This window comes from Pedobacter rhizosphaerae (assembly GCF_900111155.1).
Lineage (GTDB): Bacteria > Bacteroidota > Bacteroidia > Sphingobacteriales > Sphingobacteriaceae > Pedobacter > Pedobacter rhizosphaerae.
On record NZ_FOGG01000018.1, the window covers coordinates 89,025 to 113,504 of the forward strand.

Here is a 24,480-nt window from a genome sequence, read left to right on the forward strand (position 1 = left end):
CGTCACCCCTGTCCGTAGAGTTAAGCGCAGCGTCTCTACGGATTACAACATAGCGTTGAGTTTCATAACTCAACATTAATTAAATCGAGTCAAAGGCTCTCCTCCATATACCAATCCGTAGAACTCCTGCGGAACTCGACGGACAGATTGGATTACAACAATACGAACAAGATTGTTCATCTTTTTGTCGATATGTCTCAAAACAATGCTCAACAACAATATAAAGCACTGAATATCAGGAACAAACAAAACAGATCATTTACTCCAGAACTTTTGCAAAGAAATTATACCACAGGACGATCCGATTTATCTATATATTTGATATGACTAAACTATGCGGTTTCTATTATATTTTTGGTTAATAGCTCCCTTGTTTGCAGTATATAACTGCAACGGACAATCTCATTATTTCAGACAATACCAAACCGAAGATGGCTTGGCCCATAACTCGGTACAAGCTATTATACAAGATAAGAAAGGTCTAATCTGGATTGGAACACGTGGTGGACTCAATCGTTTTGATGGCTATACTTTCAAAACACTAAAGAACGAAGACAGTAAGTTCGGAAACGTTGGCAACAACATTATCATCAGCCTTGTTGAAGATAAAAAAGGAATGCTCTGGATCGGAACAGGAAGCGGCATTGTTAAATACAACCCTTATGATGAGTTTTTTACACCACTTCAAAATGCTCCAAAAAATTACATTAGCCATATCATAACCGATCAGCAAAACAATCTTTATTTTTTAGCGAACAATCAACTTCATCAGTTTATCCAGCAAGAAAATAAGGTGATCGATCTGAAAATTTCGGGGTCATGTATCGCAATGGACGCTCAGGAAAATATCTTAATAGGAAATGACGATGGACAATTGCTTACCTACAATCCTCACAACAAATCTAAAACAAGCATAAGAATCATTGATCAGCATGTTCCGGCCAATCTCAGATCTATAAGTAAAATATTTCCATTAGGCGATAACACAATATTGGTAGGGTGCTTTAAACAGGGACTAAAAAGTTATGATACCAAAAGTGGTATAATCAAATCGCTCATTTTGAGAAACAGCAATAATACAGATATTTATGTTCGGGATATTACTGCTGGTGAGAAACAGGAATATTGGATCGCGACAGAATCCGGGATCTATATTTACGACTTGGCGACACATACCAGCCGCAACCTCCGCAAAAAAACTGGTGATCCATATGCACTCCCAGACAATGCAGTTTATACCGTTTGTAAAGATAATGAAGGAAGTATGTGGGCAGGTACATATTTTGGAGGTTTAAGTTACTTCTCCAGGAGCAATGCGAGATTTGAAAAATATTATCCGCGTTTGGATCCCCATTCCATTTCAGGCAATGCAGTAAGAGAAATCTGTCCCGATGAAGAAGGTAATCTGTGGATAGGAACTGAAGATGCCGGAATAAATAAATTTAATCCTGCAACGGGTTTATTTACCAATTATACGGCTACAGGAAAAAAAGGCAATGTATCCTACCCCAATATCCATGGCCTGTTCGCTTTCAAAAACCAGCTGTTTGTTGGCCCTTTTTTACACGGACTGGAGATAATGGATATCAAAAAGGGCCTGGTTACGGAAAGGTTTAAAACCATCATTGAAAAAAATAAGCCGACAAGTGATTTCGTGCTCTCTATTCACGTATCTAAAGACAGCACCATATTTGTAGGTACAGGATACAATCCGAAATCAGGCCTGTTTATATTCAATCAATCTAAAAAAACTTTTAAACGGGTAGAGCAAATCCCCAACTCTTCTGTTTTCGACATCTTTGAAGACAGTTTTGGGAATATATGGACAGGGAGTCAAACACGGGGCGCATTTTATTATCATCCCAAAACAGGCAAACATGGCAATTTCACTTTCGGCGAAAAAACCAGAGATAAGGTATCTAACGATTTTGCCGTTTCCGGAATCATGGAAGACAGCAATCATGCGATATGGTTTACCACACAAGGAAATGGCCTGATCCGCTTAAGCCCGGATAAAAAGGTCTTAAGAAAATTTACAACCGAAGATGGATTACCTACCAACATTTTGTTCCGCGCACTGGAAGACGATGCTAAGAGACTTTGGATCAGCTCACTTAAAGGACTGATATGTTTTGATTTACGTACGGAAAAGTTAAAAATATATACCAAATCTAACGGATTGATTGCCGACCAGTTTAACTTCAGCTCGGCCTATAAAGATCCACAAGGTAAAATGTATTTTGGATCGGTGAAGGGAATGATTTCCTTTCATCCTGGAGATTTTGAGCAGAAAGAAACTGCCCCACCTACATTCATCACCAGCTTTCAAATTAACAATAAAGAAGTTTTTCCTAATGTCGAAAACAGCCCCCTTACCAAGTCCATTTCCTATACAGATACCATCGTACTGGCATATGATCAGAATAATTTCAACATTGAATTTGCAGCGCTTAACTATTCCTCACCTGAAGTTACCCGATATGAATATTTAATGAAGGGTATAGATCAGTCTCCCACTTATCTTAGCAATAACAGAAGAGCTTATTTTACCAATTTATCTCCAGGAAATTACACTTTTTTAGTCAGGGCGAAAAGCAATGTGGATAGCTGGACCGGAAAAGAGCGTAGGCTTTTCATCAAAATCCGTCCACCATTTTGGAAGAGTATTGCCGCCTACATTTCTTATCTCATCATTACATCAGTTGCACTTTTTCTGGCAATTCGCTACTACCACCGTTATATCGAACGCAAAAACCTCAACAAATTACAACTCTTTGAACACGAAAAAGAGAAAGAAATTTATCAATCCAAGATTGAATTCTTTACAAACATTGCCCACGAAATTCAAACACCACTCACTTTGATTTTAGGTCCGGTTGAGATGATGATGGAGCAGGTGGCCGAACAACCTTTCAGAAGTAATCTGCTTATGGTTGAAAAAAATGCTAACCGTTTGGCGAAACTAACCAATCAATTGCTAGATTTCAGGAAAACCGAAATGCACCAATTTGGGTTAAATTTTGTAAATACAGACATTAATAACCTCTTAAAAGAGCAAATTGACACCTTTAAACAGGAGGCTGAAAAAAGCAATATTTCTCTCCATCTTGAACTCCCGGCAAATAAAGTAATCGCTTTTGCCGACCGTGAGGCGCTGATCAAGATTTGCAATAACCTCATATCTAATGCGATAAAATATGGAACAAGCAAAGCAATTGTACGCTTAGCAAAGCCTGATGATGCTGATGGTCTTTTCAAGATTATCTTCACCAATGATGGCAAAGGCATACCACAACAATACCAGGCACAAATATTCGAACCATTTTTCAGGCTTTATGGCAAAGACAAACCTGGCACAGGAATAGGGCTCTCTTTAGCCAAATCGCTTACTGATTTGCACAACGGTTCACTCAGATTGGTTGAAAGTGAGGCAGATCATATTGTATTCGAACTAACATTACCCATTCACCAGGAATTTGAATTCAAATTAAGTAGTTGGAAAAAAATAAAATAAGATATGACGGACAGTATTCTGATTATTGATGACAATGAAGATATTCTTGAGTTTCTTACTCAGGTTCTGGGCAATACGTATAAATTGCATTTGGCAATAAATGGAGAGCTGGCTCAACAAATCCTGGATCAGGAAATTGTAGACCTTATTATTTCTGATATTATGATGCCCGGAATTGACGGTTTTGAGCTTTGCCGACTCATTAAATCAAATGTAGAATATTGCCACATCCCCATTATATTACTCACGGCTAAAAACACTTACAAGGCACATATTGAAGGGCTGGAAGTTGGTGCCGATCTTTACATCAAAAAACCTTTTTCTCCGCAGCTATTGCGTGTTCAGGTGGCTAATCTACTCCAAAACCGCTTAAAAATAAAAGCTCATTTCGCAAACGCACCTTTTGAAGATGTTAGGGTAGTTGCAAACTCTAAAACCGAAGAAGCCTTTTTAAAAAGGTTAGATGAGTATGTTCGGAAAAATATTCAGGACCCTTATTTGGATATAGATCAGCTGGCAGAACATATGCACATGAGTCGCCCTACCCTTTATCGTAAAATAAAGGCAATTTCTTCCTTATCGCCCAAAGAGCTGATTGATGTTACGCGACTTAAAAAAGCCACTAAACTCATAGCCCAAAACGAGTTCAGCTTTTTTGAAATTGCAAAGATGGTTGGTTACAGTTCTCAAAGTCTTTTTAATAAAAATTTCTTGAGATATTTTAAAGTCCCGCCCCAGGAATATATGAACTCCTTAAGCAAGAATGAACAGGAAGATTAACTGCGCACATTTGAATGCTAAAAAATCAGGGCGCAAAAAAAAAGGATAGCCTATAATTTGGCCATCCCTTATAATTAAGGCATTAATATTTAAAAACTTTACCTTCAACCATTACCTCTTGCTTATTGGCATCAAAAGTCGCTTTCCCACCGGTTCGGACTGCGGCATTGGTCATAATATTAGCAATTGAATGCTGATAACCAGCCTCTACAGGTGCATTAGGTTCTTTTCTGCTGCGTATACATGCTAACCAGTTGCGCATATGGTTTGAACTTAACACGTCGGCACCGGTATTGGCAGATGCCGCAGCAGCTGAAGGAGCGGCAAGTTTAATTTCGGGCAATAGGTTCGGTTTCATTTTCATCGCCGCAGCTGCTCTTGCCGTTAAACCACCTTGCGGCGATATGGTATTGGTGATCAGGTTCAATTCCCCTCCATTTGAATAGTAAATTTCTGCTGGCTTTTCATCGCCGTTATGCATTCTGGAGGTAAAAACCACCTGAAATCCTTTGGTCAAATCATCAACCGGACCATAATCAAAAACGGCGGTAGTGGTATCCCAATTGCGTCGGCCATCTTTCCACTGATAAATACCTCCATTGGCGGTTACACTCCGAGGGTGGGATAAGCCGGTAAACCAATGTACGGTATCGATCTGGTGACTCATCCATTGACCAGGCATACCCGAAGAATAAGGCCAGAAAAGCCGGTATTCTAAATAAATACGCGGATCGAATGCTTCAAATGGTCTGTTTAACAGAAAACGTTTCCAATCAGTATCTTCTTCTTTAAGTTTGGCCACTAAATCAGGTCGACGCCACCGGCCGGGTTGATTAACATTCCAGCTTAGTTCAACCATGGTGATATCACCAAATTTACCCTGTTTAATAAAATCGGCAGCAGCCTGATAGTTTTGCCCGCTCCGGCGTTGCGATCCTATTTGTAAAATTTGTGTAGAAGATCTTACCGCTTTCAATGCAGCGCGGGCATCCTCCATCGTTTCGGCAAAAGGTTTTTCGCAATAAACATCCTTCTTGTGATTTACAGCCTCTATGGCATGTAAAGCATGTGCAAAATCGGGTGTACTGATAATTACTGCATCGAGATCTTTAAGTGCATAAAGTTCGTCATTGTTTTTACAGGCAGTAATCCCATGACCTATTTTATTTTTAATGTAATCCGTTCCTAAATTTCGGCGGTGATTCCACAAATCCGAGAGGGCAACTATGTCAAAATTCAATTCTTTATGGTGGTTTAAAAAGCAAGGGAACAAAGTATCCTTAAAGCGGTCAGAAAAACCTACTACCCCAACCCTAACCCGATCATTTGCGCCAATAATATTACCATAACTTTTTGCCGACATGCCAAAAGTCCCCATATAGGTTCCTGCTGTTGCAATAGCTGCTTTCTTTATAAAATCTCTTCTTGATTCTTTCATAAACTGGTTATTTAAGGATTTTGATTTTAATGTTTTTGTAGGATACATTGTTGCCATGGTCCTGTATAAGAATGTGACCTTTTTCTGCTTCGCCAAAGTTCTTCCAGTTTTTATACTTACTGCCTGCCACAAGTTGTTTAAAAGCTGCCGATCTGCGCTCATATTCTACTACCTTCACACCATTTAACCAGTGCTCTACATGGTTATTGGGGTATACCCTAACTTCTCCGCTATTCCATTCGCCAATTGATTTTAGCACAGATGCTGGTTTGTTTGCAGGAATAAGATCGTACAAAGATCCCAGTTTGCGATTACCATTTTTGCCAAGCTTAGCATCTGGGTGCTTATCATCATCCAAAACCTGGAATTCTAACCCTATTCCCGACATGTTGGTTTTTTCTTGTTCGGTTACAAAATACTTTATGCCACTGTTCGCCCCCGGACTAAGCCTGAAATCGAACTTTAAAATAAAAGCCGAAAATTCTTCTTTACTTACAATGTCACCCCCCGAACCCTGCTCCTGCCCGTTCGATGCCAGTACTGTTAAAATTCCATTTTTCATTTCCCAACCCTTGTTAGGAAACTCCGCTTTGAATATGGCACGCCAACCTGTTGCATCTTTACCATTCCAAAGCATTTTGAAACCTGCTTTTTTTTCGTTTTTGCTGAGCGTATTTTGTGCATAAGCCAGATTTACTGCACAAATGCCAAACAATAGCATGTAAATTAACCTGTAGTTTTTCATTAAGTTCTGTGTTACTTGATTTTAAATGTGTTTAATGTTGATCTTGATTGTTGTGCTGTCGCATTAGGCTGGATAATGCCAGGGAGACATTGGTATGCTGTGCAATCATCGGCATGGATAATTTTGCTTTCGTCAATACCTGGCTTCATTTTACAATACCCGCCATGCCTGCTACAATGGCAACAATGTTTATAATTGGTTTTCTAATGTCAAAGTAAGCCAATGAACATTGTAAAATATGTTCAAGTTATTGTCGATTTGTCTCAGTTTAAGCTTAGCTAAAGCAGATTCAAGCGGCTATTTGAGGTTGAAACTGATGGACATCAACCGAGAACATATTATCACAAAAAACTGTACACCAACACTTTAGCTAAGAATAAACAAGTATTCAATTTAAAATCAATCAGCCATAAAGGCTCTTCTAATAAGCAAGCTGCTTTGATTACTAAAATTCCTTCGTATTAAGAATTCCTTACATTCGAAAAAATAAATCAATGGCAACAAACATTTTTCACATTGAAATACATGAATAATTTTTCGATACCAGGACCTTTTGCAATTTTCAAAAAAAAATCAGCTTCTTCAGGCATTTTAAAAACTCAAGGCTTGAAAAGTAGTAATCACTTAATAACCGCTGCATTTTTAATAAGTTCTTTGCTGTTCAACGCCTGCGGCATAAAAAAAAATCAATCGACAAGCGAGGAGGGCATATCCATCAGCACTGAGCTGGTAAATCCGGCATTACCCGGAGATAATCCTGATCCTTCCATCATAAGGGTTGGCAATGTATTTTATGCCACATCCACTACAAACGAATGGGCACCTTATTTTACCATTTATAAATCAACCGATCTTAAAAACTGGACACTGATTAACCACGTTTTTCCTGAAGGATTTAAGGATATGAAAAACCAGTGGGGAGAAAATAACTTCTGGGCTTCTGAACTGGCTTATGATCAAAAACAAAACCGCATCTATGCCTACTACACAGCACACAACAGAGAAACCAAGGGCAACCCGGGCTTACAATGTGGTACTGCCTGGATTGATGCTGACAGAATTGAAACTGGAAAATTTACGGATAATGGCCCGGTCATCGTTGAAGATGCCTGTGGTGCAATTGATGCATTTGAACTACAGCATAATGGAAAAATTTATGCCTTCTGGAAAAATGATGGTAATGGCTGTGGCCAGGAAAGTTGGATATGGCAGCAGGAAATAAATGAAAGCCGTACCAAATTGCTCGGACAAAAGCGTAAGGTATATACCAATAGCCAACCCTGGGAAACTTCACTTGTTGAAGGGGCTTGTTTTTTTAAACTTGGTGAATATGTTTACAGCTTATATGCTGTTGGTGGATGTTGTGATGCAAAATGTAACTATAAAACCGGAATTGCCAGAACTAAAGATCTATCTAGCGGCGTATGGGAAAAATATGGTAACAACCCGATCATGGTAAGCAACGACAAATGGAATTGTCCCGGACATGGTACTGTAGTGAAGACAGCAAATAACAGATTGTTCATGTTGTATCATGCATTTAACAAAAATTATGATGTTTTTGTAGGTAGAGAGGGCGTGATTGAAGAGCTCACTGTAGGTAAAGACGGATGGCCTGTGTTGCACAATTCAACTGTTGCTAACCGTCCAAAATCCGAACTCGATTTTACTGATCATTTCGAAAAGGATAAGAATTTGAATCTCGCCTGGCAGTGGCCCTCAAAATTGCAAAAACCGGCCATGTTTTTCGCTAATGGATTAAATCTTGCTGCTTCAGCTGATAACCATGCATTGGGGACTTTTCTTGGTCAATACATCAAAACGGTAAACTTCCAGATCATTGCTAAAATAACTCCAACTGCTGCTAATGCAGGAATCTGCCTCGGTGGTGCCATCTTTAAAAGCAAATGGCCTGGAGAGCTCGGCGGCATTGGCATTACAGCTTCGCAGGATGGTTTGATCGTATTTGATAATTTCGAAGGCAAATACACCATATTAAAGCAAACAAAAGATAACCTATCCGGATCACTGGAACTGAAAATGCAGATCAGTGATAATGGCAAAGAAATAACATTTTTCTATAAAAAAGAAGGAGCTGAATGGCAGCGTTTCCATAGTACAACCTTTCTGGCATCCAAATACGTACCTTGGGGTATGGGTTATAGGGCGGGGATTGTAGCTAAAGGAAATACTTCAGCAAATGGAATCTTCAGCAGATTTGAAATCAGGAACGATTAACTGAGCTGAGTAAGCCCCAAAAAAGCCTCCTTCCCAAATCACATTGAACTTAGATCGGGGCTACATTGACATTAGCCTTTATCAATGAGGCACTTTTTGTTGACTGTGTAGGAGGTCGATTGGGTGCACCAACCAGTAGAGAAATTACAAGATAGTTGATGGTCCTTCGACAAGCTACTATTGACGTTATTTTATAACTATTTATCAATAAAATGTTTAGCTAAATCTGTATTCCAATCTTTTCTAGTTGTAGCGTCTCGCTGCAACCTAATGTTTTTCTCTTTTCCTCGCCGCCGGAAGGGCTCGTACCTTTTTCTTGGCAAAAAGGTACCCAAAACCCAAGGCTTGCATACTTTCTTGGCTAGAAGCATCCGAATGCCATTAGCGGTAATACTTGTGTTATGGGTTATGAGTTACCTGTTGCGGGTTAAACCTCTGGAAAAGACTTTGCATCCTGCCTCGTAACCTACAACACGCAACTTGTAACTTATATATGCTGCTAGGCCGGGGTCATACTTGGCATTGATAGTGCTTTATTAACGGAACTTAGCATGGCGCATACCCCTCGGCGGTCGTCATTCCCTCGCAGGAGGGAATCTTAATGCGTTTTAGGATATGAAAGTGTCTTCGGCGGCGGCGAGCCGGGGAAAGACTGTGTAGGAGGATAAAAAAATATCAGTCATATCATAAATATTCCTCACATTAACTCCATGATCTGATCGGTGGGGGCAACAACCAATAGAGAAATTACAAGATAGTTGATGGTCCTTCGACAGGCTCAGGATGACAAGATATTAGCGTTTATTAATCAGGCACTTTTTGTCGATATGTATTTCCGCCCAACAAGGCCAGACCACCACATCTTCGTTCTACTTAAACCTGGCCTAACAAATTTTTCGGGCATCAATACCCAGGCCGCACCACTGGCTTCAAAAGAAAAATTTTCAGCCAGTGGTTTTTGTTTCTTTTTGCCAACAAAAAGAAAGAGCTCTTCGGCGGCGGCGAGCCTGGGAAAGACTGTGTAGGAGGATAAAAAATATCAGTCATATCATCAATTATTCCTCAGATTAACTCCATGATCTGGTCGGTGGGGCAACAACCAATAGAGAAATTACAAGATAGTTGATTGTCCTTCGACAAGCTACTATTGGCGTTGTTTTATAGCTATCTATCAATAAGATGTTTAGCTAAATCTGTATTCCAATCTTTTCTAGTTGTAGCGTCTCGCTACAACCTAATGTTTTTCTCTTTTCCCCGCCGCCGGAAGGGCTCGTACCTTTTTCTTGGCAAAAAGGTACCCAAAACCCAAGGCTTGCAGTCGGTGGGGCAACAACCAATAGAGAAATTACAAGATAGTTGATTGTCCTTCGACTACTTGTCCCGGATTTCACATCGGGAAGCTTACAATGACCAGATAATTAACCCTCAGACAGACAATTGAACGCTATGAGTCAGCCTCCATTTTTACACAGCCAGTTTTAATCCTTACCATTGAATCTGCTGATCTTCATCAGGAATTAAGGTATTTAGGTCTCGCTGCATCGATAATGTTCCTTCTACTTTATATTTCAGCCTTTGACCGGGGATAGTTGTATAATCTTCAAATTCATAAGAAAGGTATAGCGTTGTATAAACGTGCTTCAGATAAGGAAGCTTAGGATCCCAGGCTTCGTCTTTTGTATAATAAGATTGCGTTGAACCAAGCTTAAATTTATTATCGGGATTATCGCTCCAAATTTCCAACTTCTTTTTCTGAATGTCGATATTATCATTTGTAAACCGGATAAACACTTTATATTTTTTGCGATCCAGATAATCTATATCTCTGATTCCGGCGTAAAGAAAGATTGTTTTATCATCTACCACAAATGTACGGTGTGTATTTAGAGTTAAAGGTTCTGTATCGCCTTCCAGAAATATTTTATACAAGGTGCCACCATATTCGCCCGAATAATCGTTAAACGGCGTGATGCGTAGCATCGTTCTCCGATAATGTTTATTTGGATTAGCCTGATAATCATACGAAGCATCACTTAAGATTTGCAGGGGCAAAACCCACTTATCAGCCTGATCCAAATCACCCAGTTTAAAGTCGATAGGAACTGTAACCGTACTAACACCCTCTGGCACCACCGTTGTAGCGGGCATGGTATAATAATTGGTGCCCAACTGGCGGAAATACAACTCTTGTCTATGGCCATATTGTTCCTGGTTTAGTTTAGCCAAGGTATCGGGGTCTAAGCCAATGTGTATGGTGCGATTTTTGTTGTTCGGCGTAGAACCGCTCATGATGATGGGGAGATTAAACCTCACATTTCCCTGGGCATTATAACGAACGTAACACCAGGTTACACCCTGTGCTGTTGGATTTGATTTGAAAGAGGCCATTTGAACAAATTGCTCCTCTTTCCATTCATCATTACAGGACAAACAGCAAGTTGCTGCTGCGATTAATAAAAATAGACTATATATACTTCTTTTCATAATTGTAGCTTAATAGATTATTCAGGATTTGTCCAGCCAGGGTTTTGAGTCAGGTATTTATTCCTTCTGAGCTCGTCATAATGAATTGGCCAGAACCACATTTTCAATGTAAAGATTGATGGTAATGAGGGAGTCTCAATGGGCGTATGGAAAAGGTCGGCCTGGGCTTTAGTGGCGTAGGCATTATAACCGTAAACCGGTGCCGATTCTTCTGCCTGGGCATCGGTCCAGCGGCGAAGATCGAAATAGCGATGTCCCTCAGCAAATAATTCAATCTGGCGTTCTCTTTTTAATTTGATTCGGAACTTATTGGGGTCAGCATAAACATCACTTTTATAATCAGCCAATCCGGCACGTATGCGGATGGGCTGGATTCCTGCTTTCATTTCAAAGATATTCCGTGATATTGAATGGGTTTTGCTGCCATCCCAGGAAGGAATATTATAAGAGCCATTCAGCTCATTCAGGGCCTCAGCATAAATGAGCAACACTTCTGCGTAGCGAATTGCAGGATCTACCTTTGGCTTTAGTCTGCTTTGGTCGTATGCGGTAATGGAAACATTACTGATATCGTCGGGGTGAACGTATTTTTTTATCCCAACACCAGTTCGTGGCCAGTATGATGTATTTTTATAACCGTTGGGGTCGCCCCTGTAGTAGAATATTTGAACGTTAGTTTTTTCGTCTTTTAGTGTCTCAGCGTTTAGAAAATTCCAGGTAGATCCGTTATATGAAACGGAGGCATAAAAACGAGGTTCGCGCCGCGCATACTGTTTATTGACACCCAGGCCTAATGGTCCTAGCTCAGGGTAATTGGCCAGTTCATCCTGCTTTACATAGCCTGATGTGCGTGGATTGGTATTAACACGACTTTCATAACCCTGCCTGCCGGCATACATGTTGTTCATTCCAGGTATATCACTTCCATCGTTCATGTAATAGGCATCTACCTGTTTTTGTGTCATGCCATGAGAATTATATCCTTTTCCTTCCAAGCGGGGTAATTGGTGGAGGACCAGTACATTTATCCCCTCATTACCCTGATTTTGAGCATGTGTAAAAATAAGTTCTGGATTTTGATAGGCCGGAACTGTTCCATTAAACAATGAGCGGTAGGACTCATAAGGGTCGATATCATTCCAACCAGAAGGCCAGTTTCCGCCAGAAAAGTTACTATCAAATGGCGGTGTAACCGTTGCCGGGTAGGCGATGTCTCCGGTTGTTTTTTTATAAGCAACGTAGAGGCGGTATTGACCCAAGTCCATTACATCTTTTGCCGCAGCAGCAGCTCTTGCCCACTTAGATTCTTCGTAGGTACGCGACAATAATGGTTTTCCATCTTTGGTAACCAGTGCGGCAGCCACTTCAGCAGGTGCCTTGCCATTAGCTAATGGGCTGGCAGCATATAATAAAATTCTGGCCCTAAGGGCTAATGCAGCACCCCGGGTTGGTCTGGCAATTTGTTGAATTCCCTGTTGAAGAGGAAGCCCTTTTGCTGCCTCCGCAAGCTCATTCGATAAGTAAACTGCACATTCTTCATAGGTATTACGCGGTTGTGCTATTTCATCGTACTCTTTTGTGTAGTCAATACCTTCCTCCGGTACAATAGGCACAGGTCCATACGTACGCAGGAGAACCCAATAAAAATAAGCCCTCAAAAACCTGGCTTGTCCTTTTAAATCAGCAATTTCTTTGGCTGAAAATTTCTGGTTGATGTCGATATTTTTTATAAAAATAGAGGATTGCCTAATGCCTTTATATGCCGTATTCCATATCTCCTTACTTTCGCCATTTAAGCCGTTTTCAGTAAATTGTCCATTCTTCCATCGCCTGTACCCATCGCTCTCATCGCCATAATACATATCATCGGCAAAATTAAAAGGCACAAATTTCTTACTGCTTATATCCTGCATATAGTTGCTCCCCAGAAAAGAGTAAGCCTGGGCCAACCATCTGTTGGCATAATCAGGGTTGGTAAAAACCTCTTCGGTTGTCAAACGCTCATCGAAGAGGTAGTCTGAATCCAGGTATTTCTTGCAACCATTTATACTGGTGAGGATGGCTAATATGGCTAAGACTGTAAATATTTTTTTCATATTCTTCATTGCTTATAAATTAACTGATACACCTAAAGACAATGTTCTGTTAAGCGGATATGCTTTCCCCGTAGAACTTCCCAATTCGGGATCCCATAGCTTAAAATTGCTGAAAGTGAATAGGTTGGTTCCGATAAAAAAGAATCGTACATTATTTAGGTGAGCCTTGTTTACAAGGGTTTTAGGAAGTGAATAGCCAATATCCAGGGTTTTTAAACGGAGATATGAACCATCTCTGAGCCAGAAGGTAGATGCCCGGTAATTATTTGGATTCGGCCCATAGGTTAAACGAGGATATTTTGCATTCGGGTCTTCATTTACACCTAATTGCCAGCGGCTGCCATTGGCAACATCACTCAGGATATTCCCCCAGTTCTCACCCAAACTGAACATGTAAACTGATGATCCATTTATAAAGTAGGTAGACTTCCCTACCCCTTGAAAATGCAGGTTAACGTCCAAACCTTTCCAACTTGCGGAGAGGCCGAAACCATAAGTAAGGTTTGGTCTGGTGGTTGCGCCAATGGCAACAATATCATTGTCATCAATTACACCATCTCCGTTAATATCCTTATATTTAATATCTCCGGGCATTACTTCACCAAAAGACTGCCTGGCACTATTACGGATATCGTCATAATCTTTAAACAAGCCTAAATCTACCAAACCCCGCGCCTGATTAACCCGATGTCCCGCTTGCAGTTTGTATTTATAAATAGTGTTTTCTTCATCCCGTTCAATAATTTCATTCTTGCTGTAGGTAGCATTGCCACGCAGCGTAAAGTCTACATTGAATAGCTTTTGTTTTAAGGTAAAATTGCCATCAAACCCTGCTGCCTTTACTTCACCTACATTTGCTGAAGGATTATTTTCCAATCCCACGTAACCAGGAAGAAAATTGCGGCTCATGTAAATCCCTTCACGGCGTTCACGAAAATAGTCTACTGTTCCACTGAACTTATCTTTAAACAGAGAATAATCGAGTCCTAAATCTTGTTTAGTTGCTATTTCCCAGGTTACATTTGGAGAGGCAACGGTTGTATAACGCATACCATTCCATCCATTTGAAGAGTCGTAATCTCCAAAATTGTATCCTCCGCCAGCCATCTGCTCAATGGTGTAGAGATATGGGAATCGGATATCACCTAGATTGTCATTACCCGTTTTTCCATACGAATAACGAACTTTAAGCATATTTACCCAACCCATTTTTTTCACAATAGCCTCTTCGCCGATATTCCAGGCTCCTGAAATGGCGGGAAAGAAACCGAAACGGTAATCTTTATGAAAATTTTCTGATCCGGTGTAGCCGAAGTTGAAGTCCACAAAATAGCGGGCTTTCCAGTTGTAATTGGCTCGTCCGGCAATCCCCTGGTTGCGACGGGCAATTCCGTTCTTAAGGTCACTACCAATATTCTGGGTAAATATTTTTGCTTGTTGGGTATACTTAACCACCGCCCCAAAATAATGGGCTCCTATATTGTTATTGTAGTGTGTTTCCCATTCAAAAAATTCTCTTTTCTCACCATCCGAGGCTGATGATTGCGTCATTTTCTGTTCTTCTCTGATTCGTTTAAACACCAGTTGTCCGGCCGTATCGCGGTAACGGTTGGCACTCCACAACTCTGGAAATTTGTAGCGTTTGATCCAGTTATTGTTGTAAGTATCATAACCAAAACGCCCCACAAACCGAAGACCTTTGGTAATAAAATCCAAACCCTGGTTTAGATTTATCGTGGTTTGAATATTATTAGTCCAGTTTTCATTATAACCAGTCATGGTACCCTGAACCCAGGGATTAAACCGGTCCATATCGTTGTCCGGATTGCCATCGCGGTCATCACTGGCGGGAATCTTTCCATCCGAGTACCGTAATGGAGCTGTTATTGCATTGTATCCCATCAGGGCGGTCCAAATTGCATCGCTTCCTACCCCCGGATCATTTTGCTTGCGCAAAGAGCCCGAAACCCCTGCGGTTAATAAAGTAGATTTGGTAATGTCCATATCCACGCTCAAGCGGTATGTGTACCTCTTAAAGTTGGCATTGGTATTATAACTTTTCAAAGCATCATCCACCTTGTACATTCCTGCCTGGTTTTGGTAGCTTCCAGATAAATAGTACCGGGCAGTTTTTCCACCTCCGCTCAAATTGAGGATACTCCGCTGGCTTTGGGCTCCATCACGTAATATCACATCCATCCAATCCACATTAGGAAACAGATCGGGATCCAGCCCCAGCCGCAGCACTTCGAGTTCCGTTTTGGAAAAAAGAGGCTCCTGGTTTCTTACAATTTTTGCCTCATTAGCCATAGAGGCATAGGTATACCCATCTACAAAATCCGGTAGTTTGGTTAGTGTATTATAAAAGCCTTCTACTTTGGCATTAATATTTACTTTTCCCTCCTTTCCTCTTTTCGTTTTAATTAAGATCACGCCATTGGCTCCTCTGCTTCCGTACATAGCAGTTGCAGAAGCATCTTTCAATAAAGAAAAGGATTCAACATCTTCTACATTGATTTCATTAAAATCACGTTCAAAACCGTCAATTAACACCAGGGCTGCGTTACTGGCACCAAAGGTTGAAATACTCCGTACCCAGAATTCAGAAATACTTCCCGGCCTGCCAGAGGTTTGCATGGCCTGAATACCCGGCACTACCCCTGCGAGGGCATCGGCCATGGATGTAGAAGGATTCGACTTTAATTGATCAACATTTACTGTAGTAATTGCACCAGTTATCGCGATCTTTTTTTCGCCACCCGTGGCCGTTACCACAACCTCATTCAGCACACTTGCCTCAGATTCTTTAAGAACAACGTTTACAACACGTTGCTCTTTAATCAGCACCTCCTGTTTTTCGTATCCTACATAGGTAAATACCAATCTGTTATAAGGTGGCATCTTGATGCTAAATTTTCCGTCGGCATCGGTAATGGCACCCATTCCGGGTTGGTTGGCAACAGCTATACTTACCCCTGGGATGGGTAATTTTGCGGCATCAGTTACCACGCCTTTAACAATTACATCCTGTGCTCTGACCTTGAAGCAGGTTGCAAACACGGCAATGCATATGAGTAAAAAAAATCTTGTCATTATATACTGTGTTTTTAGTAATTATTCCTCTTTTGCTATTTTGCGAATAAGCCAGTTACCTGTGTCGCCGATGTAGAAACATTTCCTCGTTTCATCATAAGTAATGGCCTGTGGGTTATTAAAACGGGCTTCCGTGCGCAAATCACCATCTACGTATCCACTGGTCCCATTATTTCCCCTTCCGGCAAAGGTGCTTACCCTTCCCTGTGGTGTTAAGGTGCGGATGGCGTGATTGGCCTTATCACAGAAATAAAAATCGTATTGGTCGCCTCCTGAAGCCGCATATTCAGGGTTCTTTACAAAAACCCCTTGTACCGGGCTATTTAAGCGGGCATTCGTTCCAATGCCATCAGCATAACCAGCAGTGCCTGCAGCTCCACAAATCGTATAGGGTATTTTAAAGGTTTTGGTTGCGCGATCATAGTCTGTGCGCATGATGTAATGTTTCTCATATTCAACCAGATAGGCATAATCGCCTGATGGATGCATCACCATATACACCGCTACAGCGCTAAAGGGATTAGAAAAGACTAGTTTATCCTCTTTAGTGTTGAAATCATACCGGCGTATATCTCCAGCTCTATACCTCGAATAATACAATTCGCCATTCTGTGGATGAATCATCGTGCCATTTACACCACGGGCATAAACCTCGATAGCCTTCTTCTGCAAAAAATTAGACTCTCTGGTGAAGATATAATTGCCGTACTTCGTATCGCTCGAATGGTTATGAGAGAGGATCATATCCTGGTTCCCATCAATCCTCCAGTTCATGATCGATACCCTATCCAGGTCTGTTCTGAAATAACTGACGTACTTCTTTTCAAAATCGATGAGGCGGCAGCTGTTAACATCTGCTGTAAAATAGAGCTGATTCGGATTTTTAGGATCCATAGTGAGCCAGGTGATGCCTTTAAATGCACCACAATCATTAAAAGGGCCTTCCTTTTCCTGAAAATCTGTTGCTACCTGATAATATTTACCCAAGAAGGTAGAAACCAGTAATTTACGGGTATAAGATAAATTTTCTTTCGATATTGCCTGCGCAATCTGTTGGTTGCCATCAAGAATACTGATTTTTATATCTCCGTTATACGCTCCCTCTGGGATGATACAGTATAAACTATTGTTTTTTACACCGATGATTTTGGCCGGTTTACCGCCGATAGTGAGCTTAATTTTAGCGACATCATTACCAAAATTCTCACCGTAAATCACCAGATTGTTCCCCACACTTCCCTGCTTGGGGTAAAAATCCGTAATCACCGTGGGCATTGAAGGATCATATCCCTCCTCCAACAACAATTCTTCTTGCTTACACTGCGATAAGGATAGCGCAATTAATGCGAACAACATCCAACGGATTCGCCAACGCATGTTTTTAACATTGTTTTTTCTTTTCATATACACCTTGTTTTGATCCAGCTCCTATCGGGAGTAAGCAGCAGATGGTTATTCATCACTAATTGTGCTCTACCCATTATAAGGGGCTAATTGATGGATTATTAAAATTGACAGGTTCTTAAGCGACCTTAATGCTAAGCTGCACAGTATGCCGTCAGGCTCTCTGGAGCAATTCTTCCTCAGAAAAAAGGCAAAAAAATGCCCTCCGATGTTACAAATGACACACCGGTTTGTGATTCTGAAAAAAAAATACTTAGCCTTGCCGAAAATTCAGGCATATCAGTTCCTTTGAATACCTGAAGATATCCTTAGCTATTTTTGGTTAATACTAACCGATAGGGTTTGTATTAATCAATAGAATATTTAGTGGTGTTTAGTTGCTTTCTGATAAGAAAGACTTTTCAGAACTGATAAGTATAAATGAGCATAATATAAATTTAGTTTTGATTTCCCTGAGTTAGTTTGCTTACTTAATTTGATGGCTATCAATCGTCTGAAATAAATAGTTTTGGTCTCATAAAAAGTATTGATACTGCATATGCTTGCTATTGCCAGTTAGACAATGTTGCAGTAAGGTTTGTTATTTGGTTAATTGAAATCAAAGTAAAGCAATACTGTTTTTATTATCTGTTCAATTTTTTGTCGATTTGTCTCAACTTTTTCTTTTTCAATGAAATAGATCATTTTTAGTTTTTGACGAGGAGAATTATTCATTTGTTTTATCTATCCCCTCATTTTAGCTCGCTGACATTGTATTTAAATAAAGCTATCCTTTTTTGAGGGACAGATCTCTGATTTAAAAGCTGTACGAACGCAGAATTAAACAAAGGGAGCTGCATGCTGACCGATGAGGACATCAATGCTGTTAACTTAAGCTAAATGCTGTCAGTCAGAGCTTCCCGATATGAAAAATCGGGACAAGTAATCGAAGACCTTCTTAATAAGTCGAAAACTAAAATGGATTACCCTTCGACAGGCTCAGGATTGACAATTCATTTTGGTTTTCGACTTAAGTTTATAGCATTGATATCGACACCAGCAGTCGGTGAGAATTTAAATGCTATTCAACAATAAAATTATAGACTTAAAGCCTGGAAAAACCATTTTACCGGAATACCCACCATCATCTCATATTCCCTTAAAATATTAACGATATAGCGATTTAAGGACTTCAGTGCCTAAGCAACGTCAACTTCCTTTTCAGTTACCATAAATAATAAATGTTAATTCAAAATCGCTCCCTGAAATCTAATTCCAAACTGGTTAGACCATATTTTGGAAATTGCCTATCTCCATAAACAGGTTCAATAACAAGATAAATCCGCATTATTATCATTTTCTAGGAAAAGGGATTACGGTTTTGTTCTGTTCCATAATAGCTTCCAGCTCTGCATTTGACATCCCGTTTTGGGAAAGGATCTTGGTTATAAAGCTAGTTTTTCCCATTACATATTCATCCATATTGTTTGCTGTCTTTGCCAGTGTTCTTTTCAATAAGCCATATGCATTCATCAGCAATTCATCTTTCCTGAGGGCATCACGTAAAATGAGATGATTTCTTAATGCTGTACTCCCATTTATACAGCAATACAAATGGTGCTTTAGCCATAAGCGTTGAGACCCATCATCTGGAACAATTCTGGATGTTGGACGAAACACAAAGCGGTCTGGAATGGATACTTCTCCCTGATATTGATATCCAAGATCAACTAAAATGGGTATATTTTTTTTTAACTCAGATACCGAATCAACTACGATATCAATGTCAATTACTGGTTTCGCACAAAGACCGGGAACAGCAGTACTGCCTATATGCTCTACCGATAAGACAAGGTTACTTAATCTGTCAACAAATATCTTCGACATTTGCTCAAATTCCAGCTTCCAATTTGGAGAGTACTCTTCAATAACGATCGCATTCGAGAAGTGGCCCATTCCCAAAAATATAAAAATGCTCCCGAATTCCGCTTCAAACTTGTTCTTATCGAAATCTGCCACGATAACCTAGAGGTATTATCTTGAAAAATTGGATACCAGCCCATTACTTGTCTGCCTTCAATATGTTTTTGAGCCTGATCATCACCGGTAAAGTTACACCAATGATCATATGATTATCAAACAAATAAACCAAATCCGAGTATATTTTTAGCTACTCAGCATTTGGAATCTCCAATAGTGAGCAGGCCAAACCATAAGGGTTAAGCCAAAGCTTATAGTGGGATCGACCTCATCAGTCGAGAAAATCGGGAGAATAGGTTTTTTGATTGTACTTTTCATCCATCTCCTTAAGGAAAGCTTTTCTTTCAGGTGTAAGGGCTGGTGGGGGAAGCATATCTTGTGGAGTAACTGGCGTAGCTATTTCCTCGAAAAGTTTTTCAAGCCCTGCCGGCACAACCGTACAAAGCAACCTGACATTTGATGTTGAGTTATTTTTAAAGCAGTGTATGGCACCACCCAGTGGAATATTCACAAAACCGTTTTTGCTAACAGTTTGCTTTCCACTTTCGGTTTTAAATTCCACCTCTCCTTCCAGGACATAAAACATTTCCTGGGTATCTGGATGAGCATGCGGTGGAGGACCTCCCCCAGGGGGAACAATCATCTCTATAACTGCGTAGTTACCACCTGTTTGTTCTCCAGAAATAATGACCCTGTAATTGCCTCCGGCAACCCCTAGTCTAATACCGACTTCAGGATTAATTATGTTTATACTTAAATCCATTTTACATTTGATTTCCGCTATACATGCCACCTTTAAAAATTTCTCCGCTTTCATCAGTCACAAAAAGTACCAGTTCAGCATCTTCTGAAGCTTTGATCACTACTTTTTCATTCTGATATAAGAGGCTATCCTTTTTGGTTAATGCGATATTATCATTTACCACCACTGCCCCTTGAAAAACATATAGCAGTGCAGTAAGATTTTCTTTCGATAATTCTGGCACCTGTATACTACTATTCTTTAACAATTTTACATCATAAAGCCAGGTTTGACTGCTAAACTGAAAAGTGGTTTCCGGATCTGGTGATGCCAATAATCGCCATTGATTTTCGCTGTGTATATCTTCCAGTTCCAGAAAAACAACCTCTGGTTTAAGATCTTTTTTACCTGGACGGATAAAAATCTGTAAGCCTTCTAAAGGCTCTCCCTCTCCGATTATTTTTTCTTCGTGATAGAATGATTTTCCAGCTTTCATTAACATCAGCGTTTTCTTGCCAATCATCTTCACAAAACCTTCCGAGTCACTGTGTTCTGCCTTACCCGTTCTGAAATACGAGAGTATTTCATCATTAACATGCGGATGAATTTTAATAACTGTATTGCCGTGAATTTCCGGATGGTCTATTCTACCTATACTGCCGATCCCCGTATCCCGATCAGACACTGCTGTTCCAGGATATAATATTTTAATGGGTCCGTGCCCAAGAAACCTGGAATTACTTATTTTCTGTAACATAATATCAATTTTAAAAATAGCCGGCCCAAGAGCAGGTCTGAGGCCGGCTTAACAATCCTGATTACTAAGAAAACTGTCCTACTTTCGACATAACTTCTTCAAAGAGAATAGGCAATACTTTTTGACCATCTTCGGTAGCCCAGTTGTGTACCAGTTCAGATATTAATTGATTAATTGTGGTTGTTCTTACACCATGGCTTTCCCAGGTCTGCTGAGCAATATCGTCGGCAATTTGCGATGGAGATCCTCCGGCATCTATCACCACCTGAACATCAAAACCTTCCTCCCGCATAGATATAGATGGCCAAACAATACATACATCATTCGTTAATCCAGCCATAATCACATTTTTCTTACCGTTTGCTGCTTTCAATACGGCAGACTTGTAATTTTCATCATCCCAGGCATTGGTAATACCTGCTCTTTTAACCCTGTTTTGAAATTCTTCAGGAAGCAAATCGGCTAAATCCTGAATCAACGGACCCTGAGCATGATCTTCCTGGCTGCTGGTTAATACAACCGGTATATCAAGAGCTTTTGCTAAACGAGCTAAAGCCCTTGTTCTGCTTACAATCATGCCGTGTGATCTGTTTGCCGCGAAATTAAGTGTTCCTGTTTGATGGTCTACCAATAACATGATAGTGTCCTCTTTTTTAAACTGTTTCATGGTTTAAAATTTTAATTTAATAATTTTTTTCTTGATTTGATAGTCAAAATTACGTTGCATTAAAACCGCTTGACGATGACATTTGTCATTAAAGCACTGACCATCTAAATACATTACCCTTCCTATTTTGAAGGGTGTAAATAATCTTGCTGAACATTTTTTTTTGAAATGATCCATCGTTCTCGGTTTTAATACCTTCATTTGATAGATCAAAGTTATACCCTGTCAGAATCCTGCGACGATGACATTTGTCAATAAAGAATTAAAGTTCAAAAACTCCGCGAAAGCAGGGAAAGCAGTATATCTATTTATGCACATATTTGTTGCGCACACGGCTGAGGGTTTCCTTACTAATCCCCAGATATGAGGCAATGGTATGTTGAGGAAATCTCTGAACAAAATCAGGGTAATTTTTAACCAATTCCTCATACCTTTCTAAGGCTGGTAAGGAAATAGAATAATTCAATCTTTTTTGGGAGGCGATAAAATTGCTCTGGTTCATTTGCCAGAACATTTCTTTGATGGCATCTATGGTGTGGATCCGTTCCAGATTTTCCAGGCTTAAAACTAAAAGTTCGGTATTTTCCCAGGCATCAATATTGTACACCGATGGTGTTTTCATCAAAAAACTTTCCCGATCTACCATCCACCAGTTTTCGATAGCCAATTGAATAATGTGTTCTGTACCGCTATCGTCAACACTATATTGCCTCATTGCCCCCTTCAATATAAAGCCAGTGTAATTGCAGATGCTACCTTGCTCCAGGAATAATTCTTTCTTTTTTAAGCCTCTGGGAAGGAATGATTTTTTAATCAATTCTTCGTCATCTGCCGAAATCGGCGACTTACTGTGTTGTTTTATATAATTGAACAGGGATTCGTACATGGCTGATAAACTTAGCTAAAAGTACAAAAATTGCAAAAAAATAACCTATTTTAGGAGATAACCCAAAGATCAAATCCAATTTATTTACAGGCAATAGATTATTAACTTTCTGTGGTCAATTGGAGCGCAACAAAAAGCAAGCCTTCCTTTGTTCAATCCTTAGTACGGAGCCATTCCCACCTTATAGCCCAATCTGCAAGAAATGCTTCCCTGTATCTGGCGATGGTTTTCGCACCCTGCTGTTTGTTTAGAAATAACTCTGGCTCCTTACGATCACTATACCAATTTCTCCCCAGGATATAATCTTGTTTTGCAGGCTTCCCTGGCCAGGGAACGTTACTTACCAACTGTCCCGTTTTATCATTCAGCTCCGGGTACTTACTCGTTATTACATAGGATAAAGTTTCGGGAGCTTTAGAGGTATATCTTATTCCATATTTCCCGCTTCCCAGATAGTAACCAGGAAATTCCTGTCCTGCAATTTTCATGGTAAAACAGACAATTGTATCTGCCAGGTTTCTTTCCATACCTTTGAAATGCCACTCTACTACGCCATAGGCAGGAACAGTATCAGCAAGCGTAGTATGTCGATAGAATATATGCCTGGAACTGCGATTAATAGGCGTAAAACTCCCTCCCCAGCATTCGCCCTCTAGCTGTTCGGGATTACCATGCATCAGGTAGGCCAGCGAAGGGGTATCTCCCATTTTTGGTCGGCCACCATAATAATTGATAAAGGCTTTTCCCATTTCACCATTTCCTTTAATATTATTTTCGAAAAAGGTATGCGAGCGGAAGTTCTCAGCGGCTTCTGCATCAATAATCAGCCCCCTGTAGGCTGCATTAGCCTCTATCATCCAAAGATGAGGGAAGTGCTGTGCAATATAAGCGTAGGCATTTACACTCCATTTTTTATTAGGTCCACCAATCCAATAAACCCTAATGTTGTTTTGTATTTGCGGTGCATCATGAAGCGCCTGGGCCAAATCTTCCAAACCACCCCATACCAATACCCACAGCGGCCGCCTATCTTTCTTCTTTGCACATTCAATAATCCATTTTGAGCCCTCTGTGGGCTTATCATAGCCTTTAAATGATGCAATAGGAATAGCACCTTGTTTGCAAACGCTACGCAAGTAGGCTGGGTCAGGGTATCCGGAAATGTTGGTGAAGAGACCAATCCCTCAATCTGGAACCTGTCAGCATACATTAACAGGTGTATAGCCGACTGAAAATCGTCATCATCAGTTCCACCTATATCACTGCTAACCAAAATACGAGGCTTAGTTTGCGCTGTAGCCATGTAGGGTGCTGCCAATAAAGAACATAGGCTCAGTAAATTCATTAAGATCCAATTGAAATGAAAATAGGGATCAAGCGGAAAAGTTGGGGGAACATCTTTTAAGCATATATTTTCGATAATCTGAATAAGAAGAATTTAATATCCCTTACACCTCTCGATGTTGCTCTAAAAGCTTTTATCTTTGCATTGAAAGATTCTGCAGAAGCATTAGTGGATCTATTAATAAAAAAGTTAAGGATATACAAATAGTGCGACTGGATTGATCTGGCAACAGTTCTAAAATAATCAATTTCACATGATTCAACCTCATTATACCATATTGCCAACCTTTTAAAAGCCTGCTCCTTACTCTTACACAGCCTGAATATATCCCC

The 24,480-nt window shown here is 40.2% G+C and carries 16 protein-coding genes and 1 pseudogene; 3 read left to right on the forward strand and 14 right to left on the reverse strand.

The window, feature by feature from the left end; translation table 11 throughout:
* Positions 1–334: 334 nt before the first annotated feature.
* Together BMX11_RS15095 and BMX11_RS15100 are read left to right on the forward strand one after the other, a co-directional pair.
* Positions 335–3,514: a ligand-binding sensor domain-containing protein gene (locus BMX11_RS15095; protein WP_090885706.1), complete on the forward strand. Its 3,180-nt coding sequence runs from the start codon at positions 335–337 to the stop codon at positions 3,512–3,514.
* 3 nt (positions 3,515–3,517) lie between these two features.
* Complete coding sequence (locus tag BMX11_RS15100; protein WP_090885708.1) at positions 3,518–4,294, forward strand: response regulator transcription factor; 777 nt, start codon at positions 3,518–3,520, stop codon at positions 4,292–4,294.
* A gap of 82 nt (positions 4,295–4,376) precedes the next feature.
* Here BMX11_RS15100 and BMX11_RS15105 read toward each other — a convergent pair whose 3' ends face one another.
* Together BMX11_RS15105 and BMX11_RS15110 are read right to left on the reverse strand one after the other, a co-directional pair.
* A complete protein-coding gene (locus BMX11_RS15105; RefSeq protein WP_090885749.1) occupies positions 4,377–5,732 on the reverse strand; it encodes a Gfo/Idh/MocA family protein in 1,356 nt (451 codons plus the stop codon).
* A gap of 7 nt (positions 5,733–5,739) precedes the next feature.
* The gene (locus tag BMX11_RS15110; protein WP_090885711.1) at positions 5,740–6,477 is read right to left on the reverse strand and encodes a 3-keto-disaccharide hydrolase; all 738 of its coding nucleotides are present in this window, start codon (positions 6,475–6,477) and stop codon (positions 5,740–5,742) included.
* Between the two features lie 606 nt (positions 6,478–7,083).
* On the opposite strand from BMX11_RS15110, the gene BMX11_RS15115 reads away from it, so the two are divergent.
* Positions 7,084–8,715 carry a glycoside hydrolase family 43 protein gene (locus BMX11_RS15115; RefSeq protein WP_175474573.1) on the forward strand — a complete coding sequence of 544 codons (1,632 nt, stop codon included), beginning with the start codon at positions 7,084–7,086 and terminating at the stop codon, positions 8,713–8,715.
* Between the two features lie 1,485 nt (positions 8,716–10,200).
* Here BMX11_RS15115 and BMX11_RS15125 read toward each other — a convergent pair.
* From BMX11_RS15125 to BMX11_RS15180, 12 genes and pseudogenes are all read right to left on the reverse strand, one after another.
* Positions 10,201–11,199, reverse strand: coding sequence for a DUF4973 domain-containing protein (locus BMX11_RS15125; protein WP_090885718.1), 999 nt, complete (start codon positions 11,197–11,199; stop codon positions 10,201–10,203).
* Between the two features lie 17 nt (positions 11,200–11,216).
* The gene (locus BMX11_RS15130) at positions 11,217–13,295 is read right to left on the reverse strand and encodes a RagB/SusD family nutrient uptake outer membrane protein (RefSeq protein ID WP_090885720.1); all 2,079 of its coding nucleotides are present in this window, start codon (positions 13,293–13,295) and stop codon (positions 11,217–11,219) included.
* A 12-nt stretch (positions 13,296–13,307) separates the two neighbouring features.
* A complete protein-coding gene (locus BMX11_RS15135) occupies positions 13,308–16,388 on the reverse strand; it encodes a SusC/RagA family TonB-linked outer membrane protein (protein ID WP_090885721.1) in 3,081 nt (1,026 codons plus the stop codon).
* A gap of 21 nt (positions 16,389–16,409) precedes the next feature.
* Entirely contained in the window at positions 16,410–17,792 is a 1,383-nt protein-coding gene (locus BMX11_RS15140) for an IPT/TIG domain-containing protein (RefSeq protein WP_090885722.1), read from the reverse strand.
* A 1,332-nt stretch (positions 17,793–19,124) separates the two neighbouring features.
* The gene (locus BMX11_RS15145) at positions 19,125–19,790 is read right to left on the reverse strand and encodes a GrpB family protein (RefSeq protein WP_090885724.1); all 666 of its coding nucleotides are present in this window, start codon (positions 19,788–19,790) and stop codon (positions 19,125–19,127) included.
* 232 nt (positions 19,791–20,022) lie between these two features.
* Positions 20,023–20,568 carry a cupin domain-containing protein gene (locus tag BMX11_RS15150; RefSeq protein WP_245738680.1) on the reverse strand — a complete coding sequence of 182 codons (546 nt, stop codon included), beginning with the start codon at positions 20,566–20,568 and terminating at the stop codon, positions 20,023–20,025.
* Complete coding sequence (locus BMX11_RS15155) at positions 20,516–21,250, reverse strand: pirin family protein (RefSeq protein WP_090885728.1); 735 nt, start codon at positions 21,248–21,250, stop codon at positions 20,516–20,518. Before BMX11_RS15155 ends, BMX11_RS15150 begins: the two co-directional genes overlap by 53 nt.
* Positions 21,251–21,314: 64 nt before the next feature.
* On the reverse strand, positions 21,315–21,917 hold the full coding sequence (locus BMX11_RS15160; protein WP_090885730.1) for an isochorismatase family protein: 603 nt from the start codon (positions 21,915–21,917) through the stop codon (positions 21,315–21,317).
* A 304-nt stretch (positions 21,918–22,221) separates the two neighbouring features.
* A complete protein-coding gene (locus tag BMX11_RS15170; RefSeq protein WP_090885734.1) occupies positions 22,222–22,803 on the reverse strand; it encodes a Crp/Fnr family transcriptional regulator in 582 nt (193 codons plus the stop codon).
* 152 nt (positions 22,804–22,955) lie between these two features.
* The gene (locus BMX11_RS24840; RefSeq protein WP_394332677.1) at positions 22,956–23,510 is read right to left on the reverse strand and encodes a DUF5060 domain-containing protein; all 555 of its coding nucleotides are present in this window, start codon (positions 23,508–23,510) and stop codon (positions 22,956–22,958) included.
* Positions 23,490–24,148: pseudogene (locus BMX11_RS24845) on the reverse strand (DUF1593 domain-containing protein); the annotation flags it as partial. The pseudogene BMX11_RS24845 and the gene BMX11_RS24840, both read right to left, overlap by 21 nt.
* Before the next feature lie 56 nt (positions 24,149–24,204).
* On the reverse strand, positions 24,205–24,480 hold a 276-nt coding region (locus BMX11_RS15180; protein ID WP_139180196.1), incomplete at its 5' end, for a transposase.

What these genes read in the sequence shown, in the direction of transcription:
- BMX11_RS15095 (WP_090885706.1), top strand. Translation starts at nt 335, where the DNA reads ATGCGGTTTCTATTATATTTTTGGTTAATAGCTCCCTTGTTTGCAGTA.
- BMX11_RS15100 (WP_090885708.1), top strand. Translation starts at nt 3,518, where the DNA reads ATGACGGACAGTATTCTGATTATTGATGACAATGAAGATATTCTTGAG.
- BMX11_RS15105 (WP_090885749.1), bottom strand. Translation starts at nt 5,732, where the DNA reads ATGAAAGAATCAAGAAGAGATTTTATAAAGAAAGCAGCTATTGCAACA.
- BMX11_RS15110 (WP_090885711.1), bottom strand. Translation starts at nt 6,477, where the DNA reads ATGAAAAACTACAGGTTAATTTACATGCTATTGTTTGGCATTTGTGCA.
- BMX11_RS15125 (WP_090885718.1), bottom strand. Translation starts at nt 11,199, where the DNA reads ATGAAAAGAAGTATATATAGTCTATTTTTATTAATCGCAGCAGCAACT.
- BMX11_RS15130 (WP_090885720.1), bottom strand. Translation starts at nt 13,295, where the DNA reads ATGAAAAAAATATTTACAGTCTTAGCCATATTAGCCATCCTCACCAGT.
- BMX11_RS15135 (WP_090885721.1), bottom strand. Translation starts at nt 16,388, where the DNA reads ATGACAAGATTTTTTTTACTCATATGCATTGCCGTGTTTGCAACCTGC.
- BMX11_RS15140 (WP_090885722.1), bottom strand. Translation starts at nt 17,792, where the DNA reads ATGAAAAGAAAAAACAATGTTAAAAACATGCGTTGGCGAATCCGTTGG.
- BMX11_RS15150 (WP_245738680.1), bottom strand. Translation starts at nt 20,568, where the DNA reads ATGAAAGCGGAGAAATTTTTAAAGGTGGCATGTATAGCGGAAATCAAA.
- BMX11_RS15155 (WP_090885728.1), bottom strand. Translation starts at nt 21,250, where the DNA reads ATGTTACAGAAAATAAGTAATTCCAGGTTTCTTGGGCACGGACCCATT.
- BMX11_RS15160 (WP_090885730.1), bottom strand. Translation starts at nt 21,917, where the DNA reads ATGAAACAGTTTAAAAAAGAGGACACTATCATGTTATTGGTAGACCAT.
- BMX11_RS15170 (WP_090885734.1), bottom strand. Translation starts at nt 22,803, where the DNA reads ATGTACGAATCCCTGTTCAATTATATAAAACAACACAGTAAGTCGCCG.
- BMX11_RS24840 (WP_394332677.1), bottom strand. Translation starts at nt 23,510, where the DNA reads ATGGGAGATACCCCTTCGCTGGCCTACCTGATGCATGGTAATCCCGAA.